This is a genomic window from Candidatus Shikimatogenerans bostrichidophilus (genome assembly GCF_033372575.1).
GTDB lineage: Bacteria > Bacteroidota > Bacteroidia > Flavobacteriales > Blattabacteriaceae > Shikimatogenerans > Shikimatogenerans bostrichidophilus_L.
The window spans coordinates 112,870-135,244 of sequence record NZ_CP104094.1; the positions used below are offsets into that span (position 1 = coordinate 112,870).

At 13.8% G+C, this 22,375-nt stretch carries 19 protein-coding genes and 4 tRNA genes; 13 read left to right on the forward strand and 10 right to left on the reverse strand.

Annotation, left to right across the window (positions count from 1 at the left end; all coding sequences use genetic code 11):
• Positions 1-18: 18 nt before the first annotated feature.
• Positions 19-294: a DUF3127 domain-containing protein gene (locus N2590_RS00635; protein ID WP_318165737.1), complete on the reverse strand. Its 276-nt coding sequence runs from the start codon at positions 292-294 to the stop codon at positions 19-21.
• Positions 295-351: 57 nt separating this feature from the next.
• Between N2590_RS00635 and N2590_RS00640 the strand changes: the two genes are divergently transcribed.
• Entirely contained in the window at positions 352-987 is a 636-nt protein-coding gene (locus N2590_RS00640; protein ID WP_318165738.1) for an O-methyltransferase, read from the forward strand.
• Here the strand turns inward: N2590_RS00640 and N2590_RS00645 are convergent.
• Positions 984-2,417 carry a cysteine--tRNA ligase gene (locus N2590_RS00645; protein ID WP_318165739.1) on the reverse strand — a complete coding sequence of 478 codons (1,434 nt, stop codon included), beginning with the start codon at positions 2,415-2,417 and terminating at the stop codon, positions 984-986. The two genes, N2590_RS00640 and N2590_RS00645, sit on opposite strands and share 4 nt — an antisense overlap.
• 40 nt (positions 2,418-2,457) lie before the next feature.
• On the opposite strand from N2590_RS00645, the gene proS reads away from it, so the two are divergent.
• Positions 2,458-3,888 carry a proline--tRNA ligase gene (gene proS / locus N2590_RS00650; protein ID WP_318165740.1) on the forward strand — a complete coding sequence of 477 codons (1,431 nt, stop codon included), beginning with the start codon at positions 2,458-2,460 and terminating at the stop codon, positions 3,886-3,888.
• Positions 3,889-3,908: 20 nt separating this feature from the next.
• Here the strand turns inward: proS and miaA are convergent, their stop codons facing one another.
• The gene (gene miaA / locus N2590_RS00655; protein ID WP_318165741.1) at positions 3,909-4,820 is read right to left on the reverse strand and encodes a tRNA (adenosine(37)-N6)-dimethylallyltransferase MiaA; all 912 of its coding nucleotides are present in this window, start codon (positions 4,818-4,820) and stop codon (positions 3,909-3,911) included.
• A gap of 108 nt (positions 4,821-4,928) precedes the next feature.
• On the opposite strand from miaA, the gene N2590_RS00660 reads away from it, so the two are divergent.
• Complete coding sequence (locus tag N2590_RS00660) at positions 4,929-6,839, forward strand: DNA gyrase/topoisomerase IV subunit B (RefSeq protein ID WP_318165742.1); 1,911 nt, start codon at positions 4,929-4,931, stop codon at positions 6,837-6,839.
• A gap of 3 nt (positions 6,840-6,842) precedes the next feature.
• Here the strand turns inward: N2590_RS00660 and rpsP are convergent, their stop codons facing one another.
• Complete coding sequence (gene rpsP / locus N2590_RS00665; RefSeq protein WP_318165743.1) at positions 6,843-7,082, reverse strand: 30S ribosomal protein S16; 240 nt, start codon at positions 7,080-7,082, stop codon at positions 6,843-6,845.
• 41 nt (positions 7,083-7,123) lie between these two features.
• On the opposite strand from rpsP, the gene N2590_RS00670 reads away from it, so the two are divergent.
• Positions 7,124-7,194 (forward strand) — tRNA-Gln (locus N2590_RS00670).
• A gap of 5 nt (positions 7,195-7,199) precedes the next feature.
• Here the strand turns inward: N2590_RS00670 and N2590_RS00675 are convergent.
• Entirely contained in the window at positions 7,200-8,126 is a 927-nt protein-coding gene (locus N2590_RS00675) for a methionyl-tRNA formyltransferase (protein WP_318165744.1), read from the reverse strand.
• Positions 8,127-8,149: 23 nt separating this feature from the next.
• Positions 8,150-8,222: transfer RNA gene (locus N2590_RS00680), tRNA-Lys, on the reverse strand.
• Between the two features lie 87 nt (positions 8,223-8,309).
• On the opposite strand from N2590_RS00680, the gene tilS reads away from it, so the two are divergent.
• From tilS to rplT, 4 genes are all read left to right on the forward strand, one after another.
• The gene (gene tilS, locus N2590_RS00685) at positions 8,310-9,650 is read left to right on the forward strand and encodes a tRNA lysidine(34) synthetase TilS (RefSeq protein WP_318165745.1); all 1,341 of its coding nucleotides are present in this window, start codon (positions 8,310-8,312) and stop codon (positions 9,648-9,650) included.
• Positions 9,651-9,652: 2 nt separating this feature from the next.
• Positions 9,653-10,894, forward strand: a complete 1,242-nt coding sequence (thrS, locus tag N2590_RS00690; protein ID WP_318165746.1) for a threonine--tRNA ligase — start codon at positions 9,653-9,655, stop codon at positions 10,892-10,894.
• 121 nt (positions 10,895-11,015) lie between these two features.
• Positions 11,016-11,492 carry a translation initiation factor IF-3 gene (infC, locus tag N2590_RS00695; protein WP_420095089.1) on the forward strand — a complete coding sequence of 159 codons (477 nt, stop codon included), beginning with the start codon at positions 11,016-11,018 and terminating at the stop codon, positions 11,490-11,492.
• 47 nt (positions 11,493-11,539) lie between these two features.
• The gene (gene rplT, locus N2590_RS00700) at positions 11,540-11,881 is read left to right on the forward strand and encodes a 50S ribosomal protein L20 (protein WP_318165747.1); all 342 of its coding nucleotides are present in this window, start codon (positions 11,540-11,542) and stop codon (positions 11,879-11,881) included.
• Here the strand turns inward: rplT and N2590_RS00705 are convergent.
• Positions 11,878-12,795 (reverse strand): ribonuclease Z, encoded by a 918-nt coding sequence (locus N2590_RS00705; protein ID WP_318165748.1) that lies wholly within the window; start codon positions 12,793-12,795, stop codon positions 11,878-11,880. The two genes, rplT and N2590_RS00705, sit on opposite strands and share 4 nt — an antisense overlap.
• Positions 12,796-12,840: 45 nt before the next feature.
• Between N2590_RS00705 and mutS the strand changes: the two genes are divergently transcribed.
• The 5 genes from mutS to dnaE all read left to right on the forward strand — a co-directional run bounded on the left by mutS (position 12,841) and on the right by dnaE (position 19,530).
• Entirely contained in the window at positions 12,841-15,264 is a 2,424-nt protein-coding gene (mutS, locus tag N2590_RS00710) for a DNA mismatch repair protein MutS (protein WP_318165749.1), read from the forward strand.
• 65 nt (positions 15,265-15,329) lie between these two features.
• Positions 15,330-15,402: transfer RNA gene (locus tag N2590_RS00715), tRNA-Gly, on the forward strand.
• Between the two features lie 3 nt (positions 15,403-15,405).
• Positions 15,406-15,494, forward strand: a tRNA-Leu gene (locus N2590_RS00720).
• Positions 15,461-16,780: a 3'-5' exonuclease gene (locus N2590_RS00725; RefSeq protein ID WP_318165750.1), complete on the forward strand. Its 1,320-nt coding sequence runs from the start codon at positions 15,461-15,463 to the stop codon at positions 16,778-16,780. The genes N2590_RS00720 and N2590_RS00725 overlap by 34 nt, the downstream gene beginning before the upstream one ends.
• The gene (dnaE, locus tag N2590_RS00730) at positions 16,756-19,530 is read left to right on the forward strand and encodes a DNA polymerase III subunit alpha (protein ID WP_318165751.1); all 2,775 of its coding nucleotides are present in this window, start codon (positions 16,756-16,758) and stop codon (positions 19,528-19,530) included. The genes N2590_RS00725 and dnaE overlap by 25 nt, the downstream gene beginning before the upstream one ends.
• A gap of 19 nt (positions 19,531-19,549) precedes the next feature.
• On the opposite strand, the gene trpS is transcribed toward dnaE, so the two are convergent.
• Genes trpS through N2590_RS00745 form a run of 3 tightly spaced genes read right to left on the reverse strand, consistent with a single transcriptional unit; the run spans position 19,550 to position 22,366 of the window.
• Entirely contained in the window at positions 19,550-20,527 is a 978-nt protein-coding gene (gene trpS / locus N2590_RS00735; RefSeq protein ID WP_318165752.1) for a tryptophan--tRNA ligase, read from the reverse strand.
• A gap of 52 nt (positions 20,528-20,579) precedes the next feature.
• The gene (rplU, locus tag N2590_RS00740; protein WP_318165753.1) at positions 20,580-20,900 is read right to left on the reverse strand and encodes a 50S ribosomal protein L21; all 321 of its coding nucleotides are present in this window, start codon (positions 20,898-20,900) and stop codon (positions 20,580-20,582) included.
• A 17-nt stretch (positions 20,901-20,917) separates the two neighbouring features.
• A complete protein-coding gene (locus N2590_RS00745) occupies positions 20,918-22,366 on the reverse strand; it encodes a glycine--tRNA ligase (RefSeq protein ID WP_318165754.1) in 1,449 nt (482 codons plus the stop codon).
• Between the last annotated feature and the right edge of the window lie 9 nt (positions 22,367-22,375).

Here is a 22,375-nt window from a genome sequence, read left to right on the forward strand (position 1 = left end):
ATTTAATTTAATTTATTATTATATTTCACTTTCAATTTTCCAACCTTGTATAGAATTAATATATTTAGTTATTCCATCTTTATTTACCCATTCTTTACCTCTAATATTTATATAAATTTTTACTTTATCATTTATATTTATAATATTCAATAAATCTATTTTATCTTGGATAAAATCAATTAAAATTTTTTGTGGATATAATTCTTCAGTTTCTAAAATTATACTTCTTTTTTTAAAATTATTTTTAAATCTTTGAATATCAAATATTATTTTTATTTTACCAATTAAATACATATATTAATATAATAATAAAAATTATTTTTAAAATTATTTTATTTTTTTATTATTAATATGATAATTAATAATAAAATATATAAATATATAAATAATTTAATAAAAAATTACGAACCTGTTTATTTAAAAAATATAAAAAAATATTATAATAACAAAAAGAATATTAAAATGATGTCTGATAATTTACAAGGTAGATTTTTAAGCTTAATATCTAGACTTAAAAATCCTAAATATATTTTAGAAATTGGTACTTTTTTAGGATACTCTACATTATGTTTATCAGAAGGGTTAAAACAGAATGGATTATTAATTACAATAGAAAAAAATAAAAAATATATAGAATATGCAAAAATCAATTTTAAAACAACTAAATATAATAAAAATATAAAAATATTATATGGTAATGCTTTAAATGTAATTCCAAAATTAAAATATAATTTTGATATTGTATTTATAGATGCAGATAAAAAAAATTATTTAAATTATTTTAAATTAATATTTAATAAAGTCAAAAGAAATGGATTAATTATATGCGATAATGTATTATGGAAAGGTAATATAATATATAATTATAATAAAGATAATATAACAAAATCAATTAAACACTTTAATAATACTATTAAAAAATATAAAAATATAAATAGTATTATAATTCCAATAAGAGATGGATTAAATATAATAATTAAAAATTAAATTTTATTATCTTTTATATTTAAATAATTATTTAATATATTTCTTAATTTATCTGAATAATAATATAATTTATTTTTTCTCATTTCATTTCTAATATCATAAATTTTATTTATAATTTTATTATAATTAATAGATTTATTTTTTTTTTTAAATTTTAATCCTAAAATATCAATTAAAAATATTTTAATTAATGAATATAATAATTTAATATCCTTTAAATTAATATTTAATTTTTTATTAATACATTTTTCTATTATTTTATTAATTTTAAATAAATTATAGATTAATAAAGGGATATTAAAATCCTCATTAATTGATAAATAAAATATTTTGTATATATTATTAATGTTTATCTCTGAGGATGTTTTTAAATTTGGTTTTATTTTTTTTATATTATTTAAAATATTAAATAAAATTTTATAATTTTTTTCAGTATTAATTAATGATTTATTTGATATATTAATTATTTTTCTATAGTGAGTTTGTAAAAAATATAATCTAACTATTATTGGATTTATTTTTTTATAATTAGTAATTTTTAATTTTCCATTAATTATATCATTAGGAATTATAAAATTATTTAAAGATTTACTCATTTTTTTATTATTAATAGTTAACAAATTAGTATGTATCCAATATTTAGCTAAATTGTAGTGGTTATTATTAATAATATTAGATTGTGTAATTTCACATTCATGATGAGGAAATTTTAAATCTATTCCTCCTCCATGAATATCAAAATAATTGCCTAAATATTTATTACTCATTGTTGAACAACCTATATGCCATCCTGGATTTCCTTTTCCCCATGGAGATTCCCAATTCATACCAGAATTTGATTTTTTCCAAATTGCAAAATCATAATAATTTTTTTTTTCTTCAAGAAATTTATTATTTAAATTAACTTCTTTATTTATATCTATATTGTTTAATATATTGCCATAATTTCCAAAAATTTTATTATAATAATTTATATCAAAATAAATAGATCCCTTATTTATATAAGCAAATTTTTTTTTTAAAATATTTTTAATATTTATAATTTGTTCTATTATATGCCCAGTACTTCTAGGTTCTATATTAGGGGATAAAATATTAAATTTATTTAAAATAAAATAAAAATTTAATAAATATTTTTGTATTATTTCCATTGGTTTATTACCCAAATTAAATTTAAATTCTAAATGAGTAATATCAGTTATATTTCTAATATATTTTACTTTAAAATTTAAATGTTTTAAATATCTGTATAATATATCAAAAAATATAAATGTTCTTAAATTACCTAAATGAATATTGTTATATATTGTAGGTCCACATACATACATTCCAATTTTATTATATTCAATAGGAATAAATTTTTCTTTTTTATTAGTTAAAGAATTATATATAAATATATTATTTTTTGCATAATTTTTAATATTTTTCATTTTTATTTTTATATAAATAAAATTATTTTTTATAAATAAAATGAATAATAAAAAATATATAAAATTAATATTAAAATCTAAATTAGCTGATTTTTCTAATATTAAAGGTTTTATGATACTTAGACCTTATGGTTATAAAATATGGGAAAATATAAAAAATAAATTAAATAAAATGTTAATAAAAACTAAACATCAAAATGTTTATTTTCCTTTATTAATACCTAAAAAATTATTTTTTATTGAAACTAATCATATAAAAAATTTTTCTAAAGAATGTGCAATTGTAACTCATTCAAAATTTTTAATAAAAAAAAATAAAATAATTGTTGATCCTACTTCAAAATTAAAAGAAGAATTAATAATAAGACCTACATCTGAAACTATAATATGGAATACATATAAAAAATGGATACATTCATATAGAGATTTACCAATATTAATTAATCAATGGTCTAATGTAGTCAGATTAGAATTAAAAAATAAAATATTTATAAGAAATTCTGAATTTTTTTTACAAGAAGGACATACTGCACATAAAAATAAAAAAGATGCAATTAAAGAAATTAATAAAATAAAAAAAATATATAAAAAATTAATAAAAAATTATTTATCTATTCCATATATTTCTGGTATAAAAAGTAATTATCAAAAATTTTCTGGTGCAGAATATACATATTCATTTGAATCTTTAACTAATAATGGAAAATGTTTACAATTAGCCACTATACATTTTTTAGCTAAAAATTTTTCAAAAGCTTTTAATGTAACTTTTACTAACAAAAAAGGTATAAGAAAATATGTATGGTCTACTTCATGGGGTGTTTCAACTAGATTAATAGGTGCCATAATTATGATTCATTCAGATAAAAATGGATTAATATTACCACCAAAAATTTCACCTATTCATATAGTTATTATACCAATAATTAAAAATAAAAAAAATATTAAAATAATTAATAATATTGTAAAAAAAATTAAAAAATATTTAAATAAATTTAATATTAAGTATGATAATAATTTAGGTAAAACTCCAGGGAATAAATATTATAAATATGAAAATCTAGGTATACCTATAAGAATTACTATAGGAAAAAAAGAAATAAAGAATAAAAATATAGAAATTACTAGAAGAGATAATTTTAAAAAATATTATTTTAAAATTAATAATAAATTATACAAAAACATTTCAAAGATTTTAAATAATATACAAAAAAATATATATAAAATAGCTAAAAATAGAATGAAACAAAATACTTTTACAACAAATAATTATAATACTTTTAAAAAAATTATTAATAATAAAGGAGGATTTATTATATCTAATTGGGATAATAAAAAAAGTACTGAATTAAAAATAAAAAATGAAACTAAAGCAACTATTAGATGTATAATAAATAAAAAAATAAAAGGAAAATGTATATATACAGGAAATAAATCATATAATAAAGTAGTATTTGGTAAATCTTATTAATAATTTATTTAATTTTATAGTTATTTTTTTTTTAATTTATTATTTAAATATATATAAATCTTTTTATAATTATTATGTTTAAACCATTTAATATTATTATATCTTTTAAACCATATTATTTGTTTTTTAGCATAATTTCTTGTTTTTTGTTTTATTAGTTCAATACAAGAATGTTTATCAAATTTATTATTTAAATATTTAAATATTTCTTTATATCCTATAGTATTTAATGAATTAAATTTTTTATATTTATAATATTTTTTTGCTTCATTAATTAATCCTTTTTTTATCATTAAATCAACTTTTTTATTAATTTTATTATAAATTTTTTTTCTATTTTTTATTAACCCTATTCTAATATATCTTTTAAATGGTCTTTTAATTTTTTTTTTATAATAAAAAGATGAAATAGTTTTATTTGTACAATATTTAAATTCTAAAGCTTTAATTATTTTTCTTTTATCTTTTTTATTTTTTAACAAATAATAATAATTAATATCTTTTTTTTTTAATTTATTTAATAAATATTCTAAATTTTTTTTATTTAATATTTTTCTTATTTTTAATTTTTTTTTTTTATTTATATTTGGAATTATATTAATCCCTTCTATAATAGTTTTTTCATATAACCCTGATCCACCTACCATTATTATAATTTTATATTTTTTAAATAATTTTATTAATTTTTTAATTACCTCTTTTTCAAATAAACTAATATTATAATTATTTTTAATATTTAAATGTCCTATAAAATGATGTTTTATTTGTTTTAATTGTTTTTTTGATGGTTTTGAAGTACCAATATTTAATTGTTTATAAAATTGTCTTGAATCACATGATATTATTTCAGTTTTAAATTTTTTTGCTAAATATATAGATAATTTAGTTTTTCCAATTCCGGTAGGACCTACTATAGAAATTAGTGTATTCATTTAAATATATTAATTATTATATATTTTATATTTATGCAATCTCGTATATTCTCCATATCCTCATTTTATATTTAATCTTTATTATTTTTAATAATAGTTAAATAATTTATGATTAAATATACTGCAAAAAATATTAAATATTTTAATAGTATTGATCATATTAGAAAAAGACCTTCTATGTATATTGGGGATGTAAATATTAATGGTTTACATCATTTATTTTTTGAATTATTAGATAATTCATTAGATGAATTTTTAGAAGGTTATTGTAATAATATATATGTCACTATAAATAATGATACTACTATTACTATTGAGGATGATGGAAGAGGAATACCTATAGATATTTATAAAAAATCTAAAAAAACTGCATTAGAAATAGTAATGACTAAAATAGGAGCTGGAGGTAAATTTGATAATTCTTCATATAAATATTCAAGTGGTTTACATGGAGTTGGATTATCATGTGTAAATGCATTATCAAAAAAAATTATAGTAGAAATTTATAGAAATAATTTAATATATGAACAACAATATTCTAAAGGTTACCCTTTATATAATATTAAAATAAAAGGAAAAACTAATAAAAGAGGAACAAAAATAAAATATATAATTGATGATGAAATATTTATATATAAAAAATATAATTATAATATAATTTATAAACATTTAAAAGAAATATCCTTTATAAATAAAAAAATTAAAATATTTTTATGTGATAAAAGATATAATATAAAAAAACATTTTTATTATATAAATGGTTTAATAGATTATATAAATTATATTGATAATAAAAAATACAAACTAATTTTAAATAAAGATATTTATATTAATAAAAAATTAAATAATTTTTATATTGAAATTATTATAAGATATAATTTATCTAATAAAGAAAACATAATATCATATATTAATAATATTAAAACTATAAATGGGGGAACTCATATAATAGGTTTTAAAAAAGGATTAACAAAATCTTTTAAAAATTATATAAAAAAATATAATAAAAAATTATATAATTTAAACATTAGTGGAAAAGATATAAGAGAAGGGATAATATCAATAATATCAATAAAAATGATAAATCCTCAATTTCAAGGACAAACAAAAACTAGTTTAGTAAATAAAGAAATAATAGGAATAGTAGAAAAAATAATATTTTACTATTTTAATAAATATTTAGAAGAAAATCCTAAAAATCGTAAAAAATTAATAGATAAAGTAATAATATCCTTTAAATATAGAAAATCTGCTTTAGAAGCTAGAAAATTATTATATAAAAATAATAATAAATATAAAAATATTAGTGGTATTCCAGGAAAATTATCAGATTGTACATATAATGATCCTAATAAATGTGAAATATTTTTAGTTGAAGGTGATTCTGCAGGTGGAACTGCTAAACAAGGACGTAATAGAAAATTTCAAGCAATATTACCGTTAAAAGGAAAAATAATAAATGTAGAAAAATCTAAAATTAATAAAATATTAAAAAATAACGAAATAAAAAATATATTTTTAGCTTTAGGAATATATTTAGAAAATAAAAATAATAAAATTACTTTGAATATTAAAAAATTAAAATACAAAAAGATTATAATAATGACTGATGCTGATGTTGATGGAAAACATATTACGGCTTTAATTTTAACATTTATATTTAGATATATGAAAATTTTAATTAATAAAGGTTATATATATATAGCAAAACCACCTTTATATATAATTAAAAAATATAAGAGTAAAATATATATATGGAATGAAAAAGATAAAATAAAATATATTAAAAATAATAAAAATAAAAAAATTTATATTCAAAGATATAAAGGTTTAGGAGAAATGAATTCAGATCAATTATGGGAAACTACTATGAATCCTAAAAAAAGAATTTTAAAAAAAGTAATAATAAAAAATTATAAAAAAAGTAATAAATTGTTTAATATTTTAATGGGGGATAAAGTAAAACCTAGAAAAAAATTTATTAAAAAATATTCTTTATTAGCAAATTTAGATATTTAATAATTATTTTAATTTTATATTTTTTAATTTAATTATATAATTTACTGTATTAGTTGTTCTTGCACCATTATTTAACCATTTAATAGTTTTTTTTTTATTAATATTAATAATTTTTTTTATAGGATTATAAATACCTAATTTTTCTATTATTTTTCCATTTCTTGGTGAATCCGAATTAGTAACTACAATAGAATATATTGGATAATGTTTTTTTCCTTTTCTTTGTAATCTTATTTTTAACATATTAAATTAATTATATTATATTATATTATTATAATATAATTAGACTCGTTGTGTAATGGTAGCACATCAGATTTTGGTTCTGATAGTTAAGGTTCAAATCCTTACGAGTCTATTGTTTTAAAATACAAATAAATTTTTATAATTTATTAAACCATTATAAATTTCAATATCTTTTATAATTTTTTTATTAGAATTAGCAATATTACATTTTAATAATTTTATGTATCCATTTTTAACACTTATATAAACATTTTTATTCTTTAATAAGATTTTACCATTAAAATAATTATGTTTATAATTAATTATTTTTATTTTATAAATATTTAATATTTTAATTTTATTATTAGTATTTAGAAAACACCAAGCAGGTTTATTATATGGTAATCCTCTAATTAAATTAGATATTTTATTTATTGAATAATTAAAATAAATTTTAGAATAATAATTATTTATTTTTGGAGCTAGTTTAAATTTCTTTTTTTTTAGATTTAATATTTTTTTAATAGTTTTTATTAAAAATAATTTAGTTTTTTTAGATAATAATTTATATAATTTTTTATATGTTATTATATTATTAATTTTTACTATTTTTTGTAATATTATATTACCACTATCTATTATTTTATTTATAAAAAAACTAGTTAAACCTGTTTTTTGTTCTCCATTTATAATTACCCAATTAATTGGATTTGCACCTTTATATTGAGGTAATAATGAAGGATGTATGTTAATTGTACCTAATTTAGGTATTTTCCATATTATTTGTTTTAAATATTTAAATGATATAACAATTAATAAATCAGGTTTTAAATTAATAATTGTTTTAATATTTTTTTTAATATATATATGTTCACTATATATTATATTAATATTATTTTTTAATGCTATTTGTTTAATATAATTATTTTCATTATTAATAATATTTTTTTTTGATGTTATTATAGTTTTAATAATTAAATTATATTTATTTTGATTATTTATTAAATATTTTAATGTTGGTACACTAAAATTTCCATTACTTAAAAATATTATTTTTTTTTTCATTCCTATTTAATTTATTTATTATATGACATGGCTGGGATTCGAACCCAGGACCCTTACATTAAAAGTGTAATGCTCTACCAGCTGAGCTACCAAGTCAATAATTATATAAAAATTATAATATAATAATAAATATAATTAAAATAATAAAATTTAAATAATATTAAAACTTTATAAGTATTTTATATGATTGATAAAATAAAAAATTTTTTTTTATTAAAAAACTTATTAAATAATAAATTTTTATTAGCTATAAGTGGGGGTGTGGATAGTATGGTATTATTAAATATTTTAAATAAAATATTAAATAAAAAAAATATTTCAGTAGCTCATTGTAATTTTAATATTAATAAATCAAATATTAATTATAATTATAATTTAATTTATAAAATATGTAATCAAAATAAAATAAAATTTTTTTATAAAAATTTTAAAACTAAAAAATTTAGTAAAAAAAAAAAAGTTTCTATTCAATTATCGGCTAGAATATTGAGATATAAATGGTTTATGAATTTAAAAAAAAAATATAATTATAATTATATAATATTAGCACATAATTTAGAAGATAATATAGAAACATTTTTTATTAATTTATTCAGAAAAACTGGATTATATGGATTAAAATCAATTAATAAAATATCTAAAAATTTATTAAGACCTTTAATAAGTATATCTAAAAAGGATATTATAAATTATGCGATTAAAAACAAAATAAAATGGATAAATGATATAAGTAATTTTAAAAATATATATTTAAGAAATATAATTAGGAATAATATTATACCTAATATATTAAAAATATTATATAAATATAATATTAAAAAAAATATTAATAATACAATAAAGAATTTACAATTAGAATATAATTTTATTAAAGAATCTATTAATTATTTTAAAAAAAAAATAATAATATATAATAAAAATAAAAATTTTATATTTAAAATTAATATTAATAAATTATTAAAATTAAAAATAAATTATAATAATTATTTATTATATAAAATATTTTATAAATTTGGTTTTAAAGATATAAGAATATTTAATAATTTATTAAATATTAATACTGGTAAATATTTTTTATCAAATAATAAAAAATATAAACTAATAAGAAATAGAAAATATATAATATTAATTTATAATGTAAAAAATAATATTAATATTTTAATACCTAAAATAGGAAACTATAAAATAGAAGATAATTTATTAATTAATTTAAAACTTATTAATAATAAAAATATTAATAATAATAAAAATAAATATATATATTTAAATATAAAAAAAATAAAATTTCCATTATATATTAGAAATTGGAGAAAAGGTGATTATTTTTTAAAAAATAAAAAAAAAATAGTAATTAATAAAATATTAAAAAAAAATAAAATTACTTCATTTGAAAAAAATTTTATTTATTTATTATTAAATAATAATAAAGAAATAATTTGTACAATTAATAAAATAAAAATTATTAATAATTATTATTTAAATAATTTTAATAATAATAATATTTTAATTTTAAAATTAAATTAATTATGAAAAAAAATAATATAAAAGATCATAAATATTTAGGAAAAAAATTAAAATTGTTTTTTTTTTCAAATAATATAGGTTCTGGTTTACCTATATGGTTGCCTAATGGTTTATTTTTATATAAAAAAATAAAAAATTTTATTAGAAATATTAATATAAGACAAAAATATGAAGAAATCTTAACACCACATATAGCTAAACAAAAATTGTTTAATAAATCAGGACATTTAAATAAATATAACAATAATATGTTTAAAATTACTAAAAATAATAAAATTTATTATTTATTAAAACCAATGAATTGTCCATTTCATTGTGAAATATATAAATTTTATAAAAATATAACTTATAAAGATTTGCCTAAAAAATATTTTGAATTTGGTACTGTTTATAGAAATGAAAAAAGTGGTGAAATTAATGGTTTATTTAGAACTAGAATATTTACTCAAGATGATGCTCATATTTTTTGTATAGAAAAAAAAATTTATAAAATTATATATAATATAATAGATACTATAAAATCTATATATAGTTATTTTAATTTTAAAAAAATTTATATTAGATTTTCTTTAAAAGATAAAAATAATAATAAATATATAGGAGATAAAAAAATATGGAAAAAATCTCAAAAAATAATTATTAAAATTAAAAAAAAAATAGAATTGAATAATAATACTTATATAAAATATAATGAAGCAGCATTTTATGGACCTAAAATAGATTTTATTATAAAAGATTCTTTAAATAGAAAATGGCAATTAGGAACTATACAAATTGATTATAATACACCAATTAGATTAAATATAAAATATATAGATAAAAATAACAAATGTAAATATCCGATAATTATACATAGAGCATTATTAGGATCAATAGAAAGATTTATAGGAATATTAATAGAACATACAAAAGGTAATATACCAATATGGTTATTAAAAAATCAATTAGTAATTATACCAATTAATAATAGTAATTTAAAATATTCAATAAAAATATATAATATATTAATAAAAAAAAAGATAAGAATTATAATAGATAAAAAAAAAAAACAATTAAATGATAAAATAAAATTTTATGAAAAAACTAATATACCTATTATTTTAATAATAGGTAATAAAGAAGAAAAAAATAAAACAATATTTATAAGAATAAAAAAAATTGGTAAATTAGGAAATTTAAAATTTAAAAAAGCTATAAATATTATTTTAAATATAATAAGAAAAAAAAATATTAATATAAATTAATTATATTAATTAATAAATTAATAATATTATAAAAAAAAATAATAATTTTTATAATTTTTTATCAAAATATAAAATTAATAAAAATATAGAATCTAAATATGTTAGATTAGTAAATGATAAAATATTTGAAAATAAAATATATAAAACAGATAATTTATTAAAAATAATAAAAAATTCTAATCTAGATTTAGATCTAATTGAAATTAATTCTAAAAATAATCCTTCTATAGTAAAAATAATAAATTATAATAAATTTATTTATAAATTAAAAAAAAAATATAAAAAAAATTTTTCAAAAAAAGATAATATGAAAATTATTAGATTAACAATTAAAATTAGTGATCATGATAAATATTTTAAATTAAAAAATGCTAAAAAACTATTTTTAAAAAAATATAAAATTAAATTTATTATATATTTAAATAATAAAAATAATAAATATTTAGTTAAAAAATTTTTAATAAATATCGCTGAAAATTTAAAAAATTATGGATCAATTCAAAAATATCCAGTTTTAGAAAATAATAAATATTATATGATAATGTTACCTTTAAAAACAATTAAAATAGATAAAAAAAAAGAAACATTAAAAAAATAAAAAAAAATATTTATAATTTTAATAATATTATAAATAATAATTAGGATATGCCAAGATCAAAAAATATAGTAGCTTCAAAAAAAAGAAGAAAAAAATATTTAAAATATGCAAGAGGATTTTATGGGGCTAAAAAAAGATGTTATACAATCGCTAAAAATAAAGTAGAAAAATCATGGTTAAATTCTTATATTGGAAGAAAAAATAAAAAAAAATTTTATAGAAAATTATGGATACAAAGAATTAATGCATATGTTAGAAAATTTAATATTTCTTATTCTAAATTTATTTTTAAATTAAAAAAAAAAAAAATAGATTTAAATAGAAAAATCATAGCTTATTATTTTTCAGAAAATAAAAATAAAGATTTAATTAATCAATTATTAAATTAAATATAATATGTTTTTAAATTTTTTGAAGCTTCAGTATTAGGAAATATTTTTTGTGCCTCTTTTTCTAACTCTTTAATATTACGATATCTACATGAATAATGTCCTAATAATAATTTTTTAACATTCGATAACTTAGCAATATTTGCAGCTTGTATAGTAGTTGAGTGACCTCTGAATTTAGCAGTATTATTAAAATTATGTAAATATGTTGATTCATGGTATAATAAATCTACTTTATTTAAATATTTAGTAATTTCAGGAGAATATGAAGTATCTGTACAAAATGCATATGATAATGGTTTTTTTGGTTTAAATGTTAAATAACTATTAGGTATTATTTGACCATTTTTTTTAATAAAATCTTTACCTTTTTTAATATTTAAATAATCAGAAATTTTAATTTCTTTTATTTTTTTTACATTATTAATATTTAAATTTTTTAATCTTTTTTTTTCTTTAAATAAAAAACCATTTGTATATATTTTATGTTTTAAAGGAATTATATATATTTTTACAGTATCATTATCAAATATTTTTTTAAATTTTTTAGAATTTAATATTATAAAATTTAACTTATATGTAATATTTGATTTAGACCATTTAAAATTTTCATAAATTATTTTATTTAATCCATTAGGAGTATAAATATTTAATGGGTTTTTTCTACCTAATAATTGATAAGTTGCTAAAATTCCCATAATACCATAATAATGATCTCCATGTAGATGAGAAATAAATATATTATTTATTTTATTAATTTTTATTTTAGATTTTATTAATTGTACTTGAGTGCCTTCTCCACAATCAATTAAAAAATAATTTTCTCTCATATATAATATTTGTGAAGTAGGATAATAATTATTAGTAGGTAATGATGAATTACAACCTAATATTGTTATGTTTGATTTTATCATTATATTATATTATTATTAATTATTTATTAAAATAAATAATTAATAATGTATAAAGAAACCCCTTTAATAAAACAATATTATAATTTAAAAAAACAATATCCTGATAATATATTATTATTTCAAGTAGGTGATTTTTATGAAATATTTGGTTATGATGCAATATATTGTTCAAAAATACTAGATATTACTTTAACCAAAAGAAATAAAAAAAATAATAATAGTATTTATTTAATAGGCTTTCCATGTAAAGCATTAAATACTTATTTAAAAAAATTAATAAAAAATAATATTAAAGTGGCAATTTGTAATCAAACTAAAAACGAGATAGAAAAAGATAATTTAATAGATAGAAAAATTACTAATATTGTAACATCTGGAATTTCTATATATGAAGATATAACAAAAACAAAAAAAATAAAAAAATTTGTAGCTTCATTATATATTGAAAAAAATAATAAACAAATTGGTATATCATTAATTGATTTTTCAACTGGAGAATTATTAACTACAGAAGGAAATTTAAAATATATTAAACATATAATAAATTGTTATAAACCAATAGAATATTTAATACAAAAAAGTAAAAAAAAAATATTTAATAATTACTTTAATAATATTAAAAATATTAATTTATTAGACGATAATATTTTTAATTATAATAATTTATATAATAAATTATTAGAACATTTTAAAGTTTTTTCTTTAAATGGTTTTGGTTTAAAAGATATGAGATTAAGTATTATATCATCTGGTATATTAATATTTTATATAAATAATTATTATAATTTAAATTTAAATCATGTTAATAGAATTAAAAAAATACAAATTAATAAATATGTTTGGATAGATGATTCAACATTAAAAAATTTAGAAATTATAAAATCTATTAATAAAACAGGAAAATCTTTATTAGATATATTAGATAATACATATACATCAATGGGTTATCGTCTTTTAAATAATTGGTTAATATTTCCTTTAAAAGATAAAAAAAAAATTTATAATAGACAAAAAATAATAGATAATTATTTTAAAATTAAAGAAAATATTAAATTTAATATTATTTATAATTTAAAATTTATTTATGATATAGAAAGATTATTATCTAAAATATCAAATAATAAAATTAATCCAAATCAATTATATAAATTAATAAATTCAATAAATAGAATTAAAATTATATTTAAATTATTAAAAATTAATAATAATAATAAAATATTTAATTTTAAATATAAATATATTAAAAAATTAAATAAAATATATAATAATATTAATAATGTTTTAATAGAAAATCCAATTAATAAATTTAATAAATTATTTTTTATTAATAAAAATATTTCTAAAAAATTAGATTTATATAAAAAAAAATTAAAAAATAATAAAAAATATATATTCAATTATTATAATAAATTAAAAAAAAAATTAAATATAGATTATTTAATTATTAAAAATAATGATATTTTAGGTTATTATATAGAAATTAAAAAAAGTGATAACAAAAAAATTCCTAAAAGTTGGATAAAAAAACAAAAATTATCTTTACATATTAGATATACTACTAAATTAATTAATAAATTTGAATATAACATTTATAATATTAAAAAATTAATATTTTCATATGAAAATATTATTTTCAATAAAATAATTAATTATTTAAATAAAAAAATAATAGTTTTAAAAAAAATTTCATATTATATTGCTAAATTAGATGTTTTATTATCTTTTTATTTAGCAGCTAAAGAAAATAATTATACTAAACCAAAAATAATAAAAAACAAATTAAATAGCATTAATATAATAAAAGGTAGACATCCAGTAATAGAAAAAACTATGGAAATTACAAATAATTATATACCTAATAATATATATTTAGATAATTTTAATAATCAAATATTAATTATTACTGGACCTAATATGTCAGGTAAATCAGCTATATTAAGACAAACTGCTTTAATAGTAATAATGGTACAAATTGGTAGTTTTGTACCTGCTAAAAAAGTAGAAATTAATATAATAGATAAAATATTTAGTAGAATAGGAGCATCTGATAATATATCAATGGGTGAATCTACATTTATGGTAGAAATGAATGAAACAGCTAATATATTAAATAATTTTTCAAAAAATAGTTTAATTATAATGGATGAAATTGGAAGAGGTACAAGTACATATGAAGGAATATCTTTATCTTATTCAATAATAAAATATTTTATTAATAATAAATTAAAACCTAGAGTATTATTTGCAACACATTATCATGAATTAAATAAATTATTAAATTATAAAAATTATATAAAATATTATTATTTTACAATAAAAAAAAAAAATAATAATTTTATATTTATTAGAAAATTACAAGAAGGTTTAAGTAATAATAGTTTTGGTTATTATATTGCTAAAATTGCGGGTATACCTAATCAAGTAATTAAAGAAACAAAAAAAATTAATTTATTATTAAAAAATAAATAAAAATTATTAAAATTATTTAATTATTTTATATTATATTTTATATTATATTAATTAATATAACTATAGCGATAGTAGTTCAATTGGTAGAACATAACTTTGCCAAGGTTAAGGTAACGGGTTCGATCCCCGTCTATCGCTAACGCCTAGATGGTGAAATTGGTAAACACGCAGGACTTAAAATCCTGTTATTCAATTAATGAATTTTGCGGGTTCAAGTCCCGCTCTAGGCATATATGTTTTTTTTTTTGATGTAGAAACAACTGGTTTACCAAAAGATAATAAATTTATTGTAGAAAAAATTTTACAATGGCCTCGTTTAATACAAATATCATGGCAATTATATAATAATAAATATAATTTAATAGATATAAAAAATTATTATATAAAAAATATAAAATTAAATAAAAACAATAGATATATAATATATGGAAAAAAAAGAACAATTAAAGAAATATTAAAAGAATTTTATAAAATTTTAAAAAAATCCTATTTTATAATAGGACATAATATTAATTTTGATTGTAATATAATTATAGGAGAATATTATAGATTAAATTATAAATTTAAAAATATTTTTATAAATAAAAAAAGAATAAATACAATAAAAATAAAAAATAATAATTACTATTTAAGTTTAAAAAATACTTTTAATTTATTATATAAAGAAAAAAAAAATTATTTATTTCATAATTCATTATATGATATATATATTAATATTTTCGTATTTCTAAAATTAATATATTATAAATTAATAAAATTTAATTTTAAATTTAATATAAAAAAGTTTTTAGTTAATATACCAATTTATAATAATAAGAATATAAAATTAAAGAATAAAATAAATTATTTTAATATACATAATCACTCATATTATTCAATATTTAATTCTACTATAAAATTTAAAAATTTAATTAATAAATCAATAAAATATAATATGAAAGCAGTAGGCATAACCGATAATAATATGATGGGAGTATATAATTTTTATTATGAAATTAATAAAATTAATAAAATTAATAAAATAAATAAAAAAAAATTTATAAAAGGTATAGTAGGATGTGAAATAAATATAAAAATAAAAAATAAATTATATCCTTATATTTTAATAATAAAAAATATAAAAGGTTATTATAATTTAATAAAAATTAATTCTTATAGTTATATAAAAACAAAAAATATTAATTATATAGATAGAAAAATTATTAAAAAATATTCAAAAGGTTTAATATTTTTAACAGGGACTTTAAAATCTGAAATTTCTTATTATATAAAAAAAAATAAAATTAAGAAAGCAATAAAAATATTATTATATTGGAAAAAAATATTTAAAAATAATCTATTTATTGAAATTTTTAGATATGGTTTGAAAAATGAAAAAAAAGTTAATAAATATTTAATTTTTTTATCTAAAAAATATAATATTAAATATATTAATCAACAAGAAACTTTTTATCTTAATAAATCAGATTATAAAATCTATAAAATTTTATTATGTATAAAAAAAAAAAAAATATAAATAATAATAATGATACATTTCCTAAAAATATTTTTTATTTAAAAAAATATTCAAAAATAAAAAATAAATTTAAAAATTTTAAAAAAGGTTTCAAAAATTTAAATATTTTATTTAAAAAAGTAAAAAATATAAATCTTAAATATAATATTTTATTACCAATTTATAAAATTTCAAAAAGAAATTATAATAAAATTAATAAATTATTTAAATTAAAAATTAATAAAAAAAACGTTAATTATTTATATTTAAAATATTTAATTTATAAAGGGGCTAAAAAAAAATATATAAAAATTAATGATATAATAAAGAAAAGAATTATAAAAGAATTAAAAATAATAAAATATAAAAAATTTGTAAATTATTTTTTAATTGTTTATGATTTAATTAAAACAGCTAAAAAATTAGATATTTACGTTGGTCCTGGTAGAGGTTCAGTGGCTGGTTCTATAATAGCATATTGTTTAAATATTACTAAAATTGATCCTATAAAATTTAAATTAATATTTGAAAGATTTTTAAATAATGAAAGAATTAAATTACCTGATATAGATATTGATTTAGAAGATAAAGGAAGAAAAAAATTATTATTATATATTTATTACAAATATGGAGGTAATGTAGCAAATATTATAACTTATAATAAAATAGGTGCAAAAACTGCAATTAAAGATGTATCTAGAGTATTTTATTTATCGTTTAAAGAAGCTAATAAATTATCTAAAATGATAAATAATAATTTTACATTAAAACAAATTTTATCAAAAAAAAATAATATTTTAGTATTTAAAAAAAAATTATCATTAAGTAAATTTAATAATATTTTAAAAATTAGAAAGATATATAATGATAAAAATTCTATAAAAAGTAAAATTTTAAAATACGCAAAACACTTAGAAGGATTAATAAGATGTATTGGAATACATGCTTGTGGGATCATAATAACTAGTAAAAAATTATTTAATTATATCCCATTAATGTATAATAATAAAAATAATAATTTGTTATTAACACAATATGATAAAAAATGTATAGAAAATATTGGATTATTAAAAATTGATTTATTAGCGTTAAAAACATTAAATATAATTAAAAATAGTTTATTAGAAATTAGAAATAACAAAAAATCAATTAATTTTAATTTATATGATTATAATACATATAAATTATTTAATAGTTCAAAAACAATAGGAATATTTCAATTTGATTCAGATAATATAAGAATAATATTAAATATTATGAAACCTAATTGGTTTAAAGATTTAATTGCTATTAATGCATTGTATAGACCTGGTACAATAAATAATTTATATGAATATTTATTAAGAAAAAAAAATAAAAAAATTATACATTATGAAATTAAAGATATAAAAAAATATTTAATTGAAACATATGGACTAACACTTTATCAAGAACAAGTAATATTAATTGCTAGAAAATTATCAGGTATTAGTAATACTGATGCAGATCTTTTAAGAGAAGCAATAGGAAAAAAAAATATTAATAAATTAAATTTAATTAAAAAAAATTTTTTTAAAAAAGCAATTAAAAAAGGTTATTTATTAAATAAATTAAATAAAATATGGAGATCTTGGGAAAATTTTGTTTTATATGCTTTTAATAAAGCACATGCAACTTGTTATTCATATATTTCTTATCAAACAGGATATTTAAAAATTAATTATCCAATAGAATTTATGTGTACTTTATTAAATAATAATATAAAAAACAAAAACAAAATTGAAAGTTTTATAAATGAGGCAAAAAGATTAAAAATAAAAATTTTACCACCTGATATAAATATTAGTAAATATAATTTTATTATAGAAAAAAAAATATATATTAGATCAGGTTTAGGAATAATTAATAATTTAGGAGAAAAAACAGTTAAAAAAATAGCCAAAAATAAACCATTTAAATCTTTAACCGATTTTTTAAATAAAATAAAAATTAAAATAATTAATAAAAAAGTAATAAAATCATTAATATTATCAGGTGCTTTTGATAGTTTTAAAATAAAGAGATATATATATTTTTTAAAATATAAAAATGATTTAAATGTAATTAATTATTTGTTATTAAAAAAAAAAAAGAATAAAAAAATTGATAAAATAATTAATAAAATATTAAAAATTAAAAATAAAATTAATAAACAATATATTAAATTATATTATATAAATAAACAAAAAAAGATATTAGGTTATTATGTAAAATTACATCCTTTATATTATTATAAATTGGAAATAATATATTTAAAATTAAATAATTTAAAACAAAAATATTATAAAAATAATAAATTTTATTATTTTTATGGAATAATAAAAAAAATTTATAATAATAATAATAATTATTATATATTAATCGAAGATAATTTATATCAAAAAAAAAAATTATTTATTAATAATAATTTATATAATAAAAATATAATTAAATTATATAATATAATAGTTATTAAATGTTATTTTATATACAATAATATAAAAATATTAAATATTTTAGATATAAATGATATTTTTAATTATTATAAATTAATGTTATTAACCATTAATATTAATATTATTATTAACTATAAGAAGATAATAAAAAAATTTTTATATTTTAAAAAAATATATAAAGGAAAACAAAAAATATATATTCTAATTTATTATTTTAATAATATATATAAAAAAATTATTATAAATAATATAAAAATTAATAGAAATATTTTAATATTTTTAAATAAACATAAAAATATTAAATATTCATTATTATAATAATTAAAATATTTATAAATTATATTATTAAACCTAATTTTTTTTTAATTAAAAAAATTTTTTTTTTAGCTATTTTATTAACCTTTTTATAACCATTATATAAAATATTTTTTATAATATTTTTATTATTAATATAATAATAATATTTTTTTCTTTCTTTTTCGTAAAAATATAATATATATTTATATAATTTTTTTTTAATATTATAAAATCCTATTTTATTATTTTTAATTTTTTCTTTTAAAGATGTAAATTCTTCTTTATTTGTAATTATTTTATATAATTTTAATAATATAGTATTTTTAATTTCCTCATAATTAATTGATTTTATTGATTTATTAGTAGTTTTTATACTCATTATTTGTTTATTTAAATTATCTTTATCATCAAAAATATTAATAATATTATTTTTTGATTTACTCATTTTATTACCATCTATACCTGGTATTATATAATTATATTTAATTTTATATTTAGGTATAATAAACAAATTATATTTTAATTTGTTATTTATTATTTTTGCTATTTTTCTAGTAATTTCTATATGTTGTTTTTGATCTTTTCCAATAATTACTTTATTAATGTCATATAATAAAATATCAGATGCCATTAATATTGGATAATTAATTATTCCAGTATTTAAATTGTTTTTATTACTTTTAAAAACATGACATAATTTTAATCTATTAAATGGATAAAAACAATTTAAATACCAAAATAATTCATTTATTTCTTTAATATCAGATTGTCTATAAAAAAATACATTTTTAGTAAATTTTAAAAATGATAACCAAGTAGCAGCATTTTTATATATATTATTTTTTAAAGTATTATTATTTTTATAATTAGTAATAGAATGTAAATCAGCTATAAAAATAAAAAATAAATAATTTTTTTTTGATTTAATATATGATAAAGTAGGTAAAATAATACTATAAATATTAGCTATATGTGGAATTCCTGAACTTTGTATCCCTGTAATAATTTTTTTATTCATTATATAATATAGGTAATGGATAAATTATTATTTATCCTATCCTACTTACAATTTAAATATGTTTTATTTTAATAATTTTTAATTTAGTTAATATTTGTCTATGTCCAATTTTTTTTTTATATCCTTTTCTTTTTTTTTTTTTAAAAATAATAATTTTATTAGTTTTAATATGATTTATTACTATAGCTTTAATAATAAAATTTTTAATTATTGGATTTCCAATTAATATTTTATTATTTTTATCTTTTATCAATAAAATATTATTTTTAAATTTAATAATTTTATTAATTTTATAATTTAATTTATTTAAATAAATAAATTTATTAGGAAATATTAAATATTGAATATTACCAATTTTAATTACTGCTTCCATATAATTATTAAATTAATTTAAATATTTTTTTTAAAAAATAATGAAATATCAAACTTTTTTTTAAAATATTTTATTAAATTTTTTATTTTACATCTTATTTGTTTCATATTATCTCTAAATCTTATTGAAACTGTTTTATTATTTAATGTAAGAAAATCAATAGTTATACAATATGGAGTACCAAATGAATCTTGAATTTTATATCTTTTTCCAATTGATTTATTTTCATCATAAATAGTAGTAAATTTATATTTTAAACTATTAAAAATATTTTTTGAAATTTTAATAATTTTATTGTTTTTTATAATTGGAAATATAGCTATTTTAATAGGAGAAATAAATTTAGGTAATTTTAAATATATTCTTTTTTTATTATTAATATTTTCTATTTTTAATGAATTAGTTAATATTGAATAAAATAATCTATCTAATCCTAAAGAGGTTTCTATAACATATGGTATATAATTTTTTTTTGCTTTATTATCATAAAAATATAATTTTTTTTTAGATAAATTATTATGATTTTTTAAATCATAATTTTTTCTAAAATGAATACCTTCTAATTCTTTAAATTTATTTAATATTTTAAATTCTATATCAATAGCAAATTTACAATAATGCGATAATTTGTTATGAATTTTTAATTTATATTTTTTTTTTTTATTAATTAAATAATAAAACCATTTTAATCTAGATTTTATCCAATATTTATACCATTTTTTTTCTTGACCAGGATAAAAAAAATATTGCATTTCCATTTGTTCAAATTCTCTAGTTCTAAAAATAAATTGTTTAGATATTATTTCATTTCTAAAAGATTTTCCAATTTGTGCTATTCCAAAAGGAAATTTCAATCTATTAGATAATTTTACATTTTTAATATTTACAAAAATTCCTTGAGCTGTTTCAGGTCTTAAATAAGTATATTTTTCTTGATCATTATCAAATGAATTTAATTTTGTTTTAAACATTAAATTAATATTATTTATATTTTCCCATTTAAATAATTTAGATAAATTATATTTTTTTATTATTTTTTTTAAAAACAAATTTAATTTATTTATATTTTTATTTATTAAATAATAATTAAATATTAATTTAATTTTATTTTTATTTTTAATTTTTATTAATTTATTATCAATTATATTATTAATTAATTGATCAATTATATAGATTTTATTATCAATATTATTTATAATAAATAATTCATTAAAGTTTTTAATATGTCCAGAAGCTTTCCATACTTTATTATTCATTAATATAGATGAGTCTATTCCAACTATATTATTTCTATATTTTACCATATAATTCCACCAAAATTTTTTAATATTATTTTTCATTTCTATTCCTTGTGGTCCATAATCATATATTGATTTTATACCATTATAAATTTCACTTGATTTAAATATAAAACCATATATTTTAGCATGATTAATTATTAATTTAAGTTTCTTATTGTAATTCATAAATTCATA

Bases quoted from the DNA above. Each gene is read 5' to 3' on its own strand.
- N2590_RS00660 (WP_318165742.1), top strand. From the start codon at position 4,929: ATGATTAAATATACTGCAAAAAATATTAAATATTTTAATAGTATTGAT.
- rplT (WP_318165747.1), top strand. From the start codon at position 11,540: ATGCCAAGATCAAAAAATATAGTAGCTTCAAAAAAAAGAAGAAAAAAA.
- rpsP (WP_318165743.1), bottom strand. From the start codon at position 7,082: ATGTTAAAAATAAGATTACAAAGAAAAGGAAAAAAACATTATCCAATA.
- tilS (WP_318165745.1), top strand. From the start codon at position 8,310: ATGATTGATAAAATAAAAAATTTTTTTTTATTAAAAAACTTATTAAAT.
- rplU (WP_318165753.1), bottom strand. From the start codon at position 20,900: ATGGAAGCAGTAATTAAAATTGGTAATATTCAATATTTAATATTTCCT.
- N2590_RS00725 (WP_318165750.1), top strand. From the start codon at position 15,461: ATGAATTTTGCGGGTTCAAGTCCCGCTCTAGGCATATATGTTTTTTTT.
- N2590_RS00745 (WP_318165754.1), bottom strand. From the start codon at position 22,366: ATGAATTACAATAAGAAACTTAAATTAATAATTAATCATGCTAAAATA.
- thrS (WP_318165746.1), top strand. From the start codon at position 9,653: ATGAAAAAAAATAATATAAAAGATCATAAATATTTAGGAAAAAAATTA.
- N2590_RS00705 (WP_318165748.1), bottom strand. From the start codon at position 12,795: ATGATAAAATCAAACATAACAATATTAGGTTGTAATTCATCATTACCT.
- dnaE (WP_318165751.1), top strand. From the start codon at position 16,756: ATGTATAAAAAAAAAAAAAATATAAATAATAATAATGATACATTTCCT.
- N2590_RS00635 (WP_318165737.1), bottom strand. From the start codon at position 294: ATGTATTTAATTGGTAAAATAAAAATAATATTTGATATTCAAAGATTT.
- trpS (WP_318165752.1), bottom strand. From the start codon at position 20,527: ATGAATAAAAAAATTATTACAGGGATACAAAGTTCAGGAATTCCACAT.
- mutS (WP_318165749.1), top strand. From the start codon at position 12,841: ATGTATAAAGAAACCCCTTTAATAAAACAATATTATAATTTAAAAAAA.
- N2590_RS00675 (WP_318165744.1), bottom strand. From the start codon at position 8,126: ATGAAAAAAAAAATAATATTTTTAAGTAATGGAAATTTTAGTGTACCA.
- proS (WP_318165740.1), top strand. From the start codon at position 2,458: ATGAATAATAAAAAATATATAAAATTAATATTAAAATCTAAATTAGCT.
- N2590_RS00645 (WP_318165739.1), bottom strand. From the start codon at position 2,417: ATGAAAAATATTAAAAATTATGCAAAAAATAATATATTTATATATAAT.
- miaA (WP_318165741.1), bottom strand. From the start codon at position 4,820: ATGAATACACTAATTTCTATAGTAGGTCCTACCGGAATTGGAAAAACT.
- N2590_RS00640 (WP_318165738.1), top strand. From the start codon at position 352: ATGATAATTAATAATAAAATATATAAATATATAAATAATTTAATAAAA.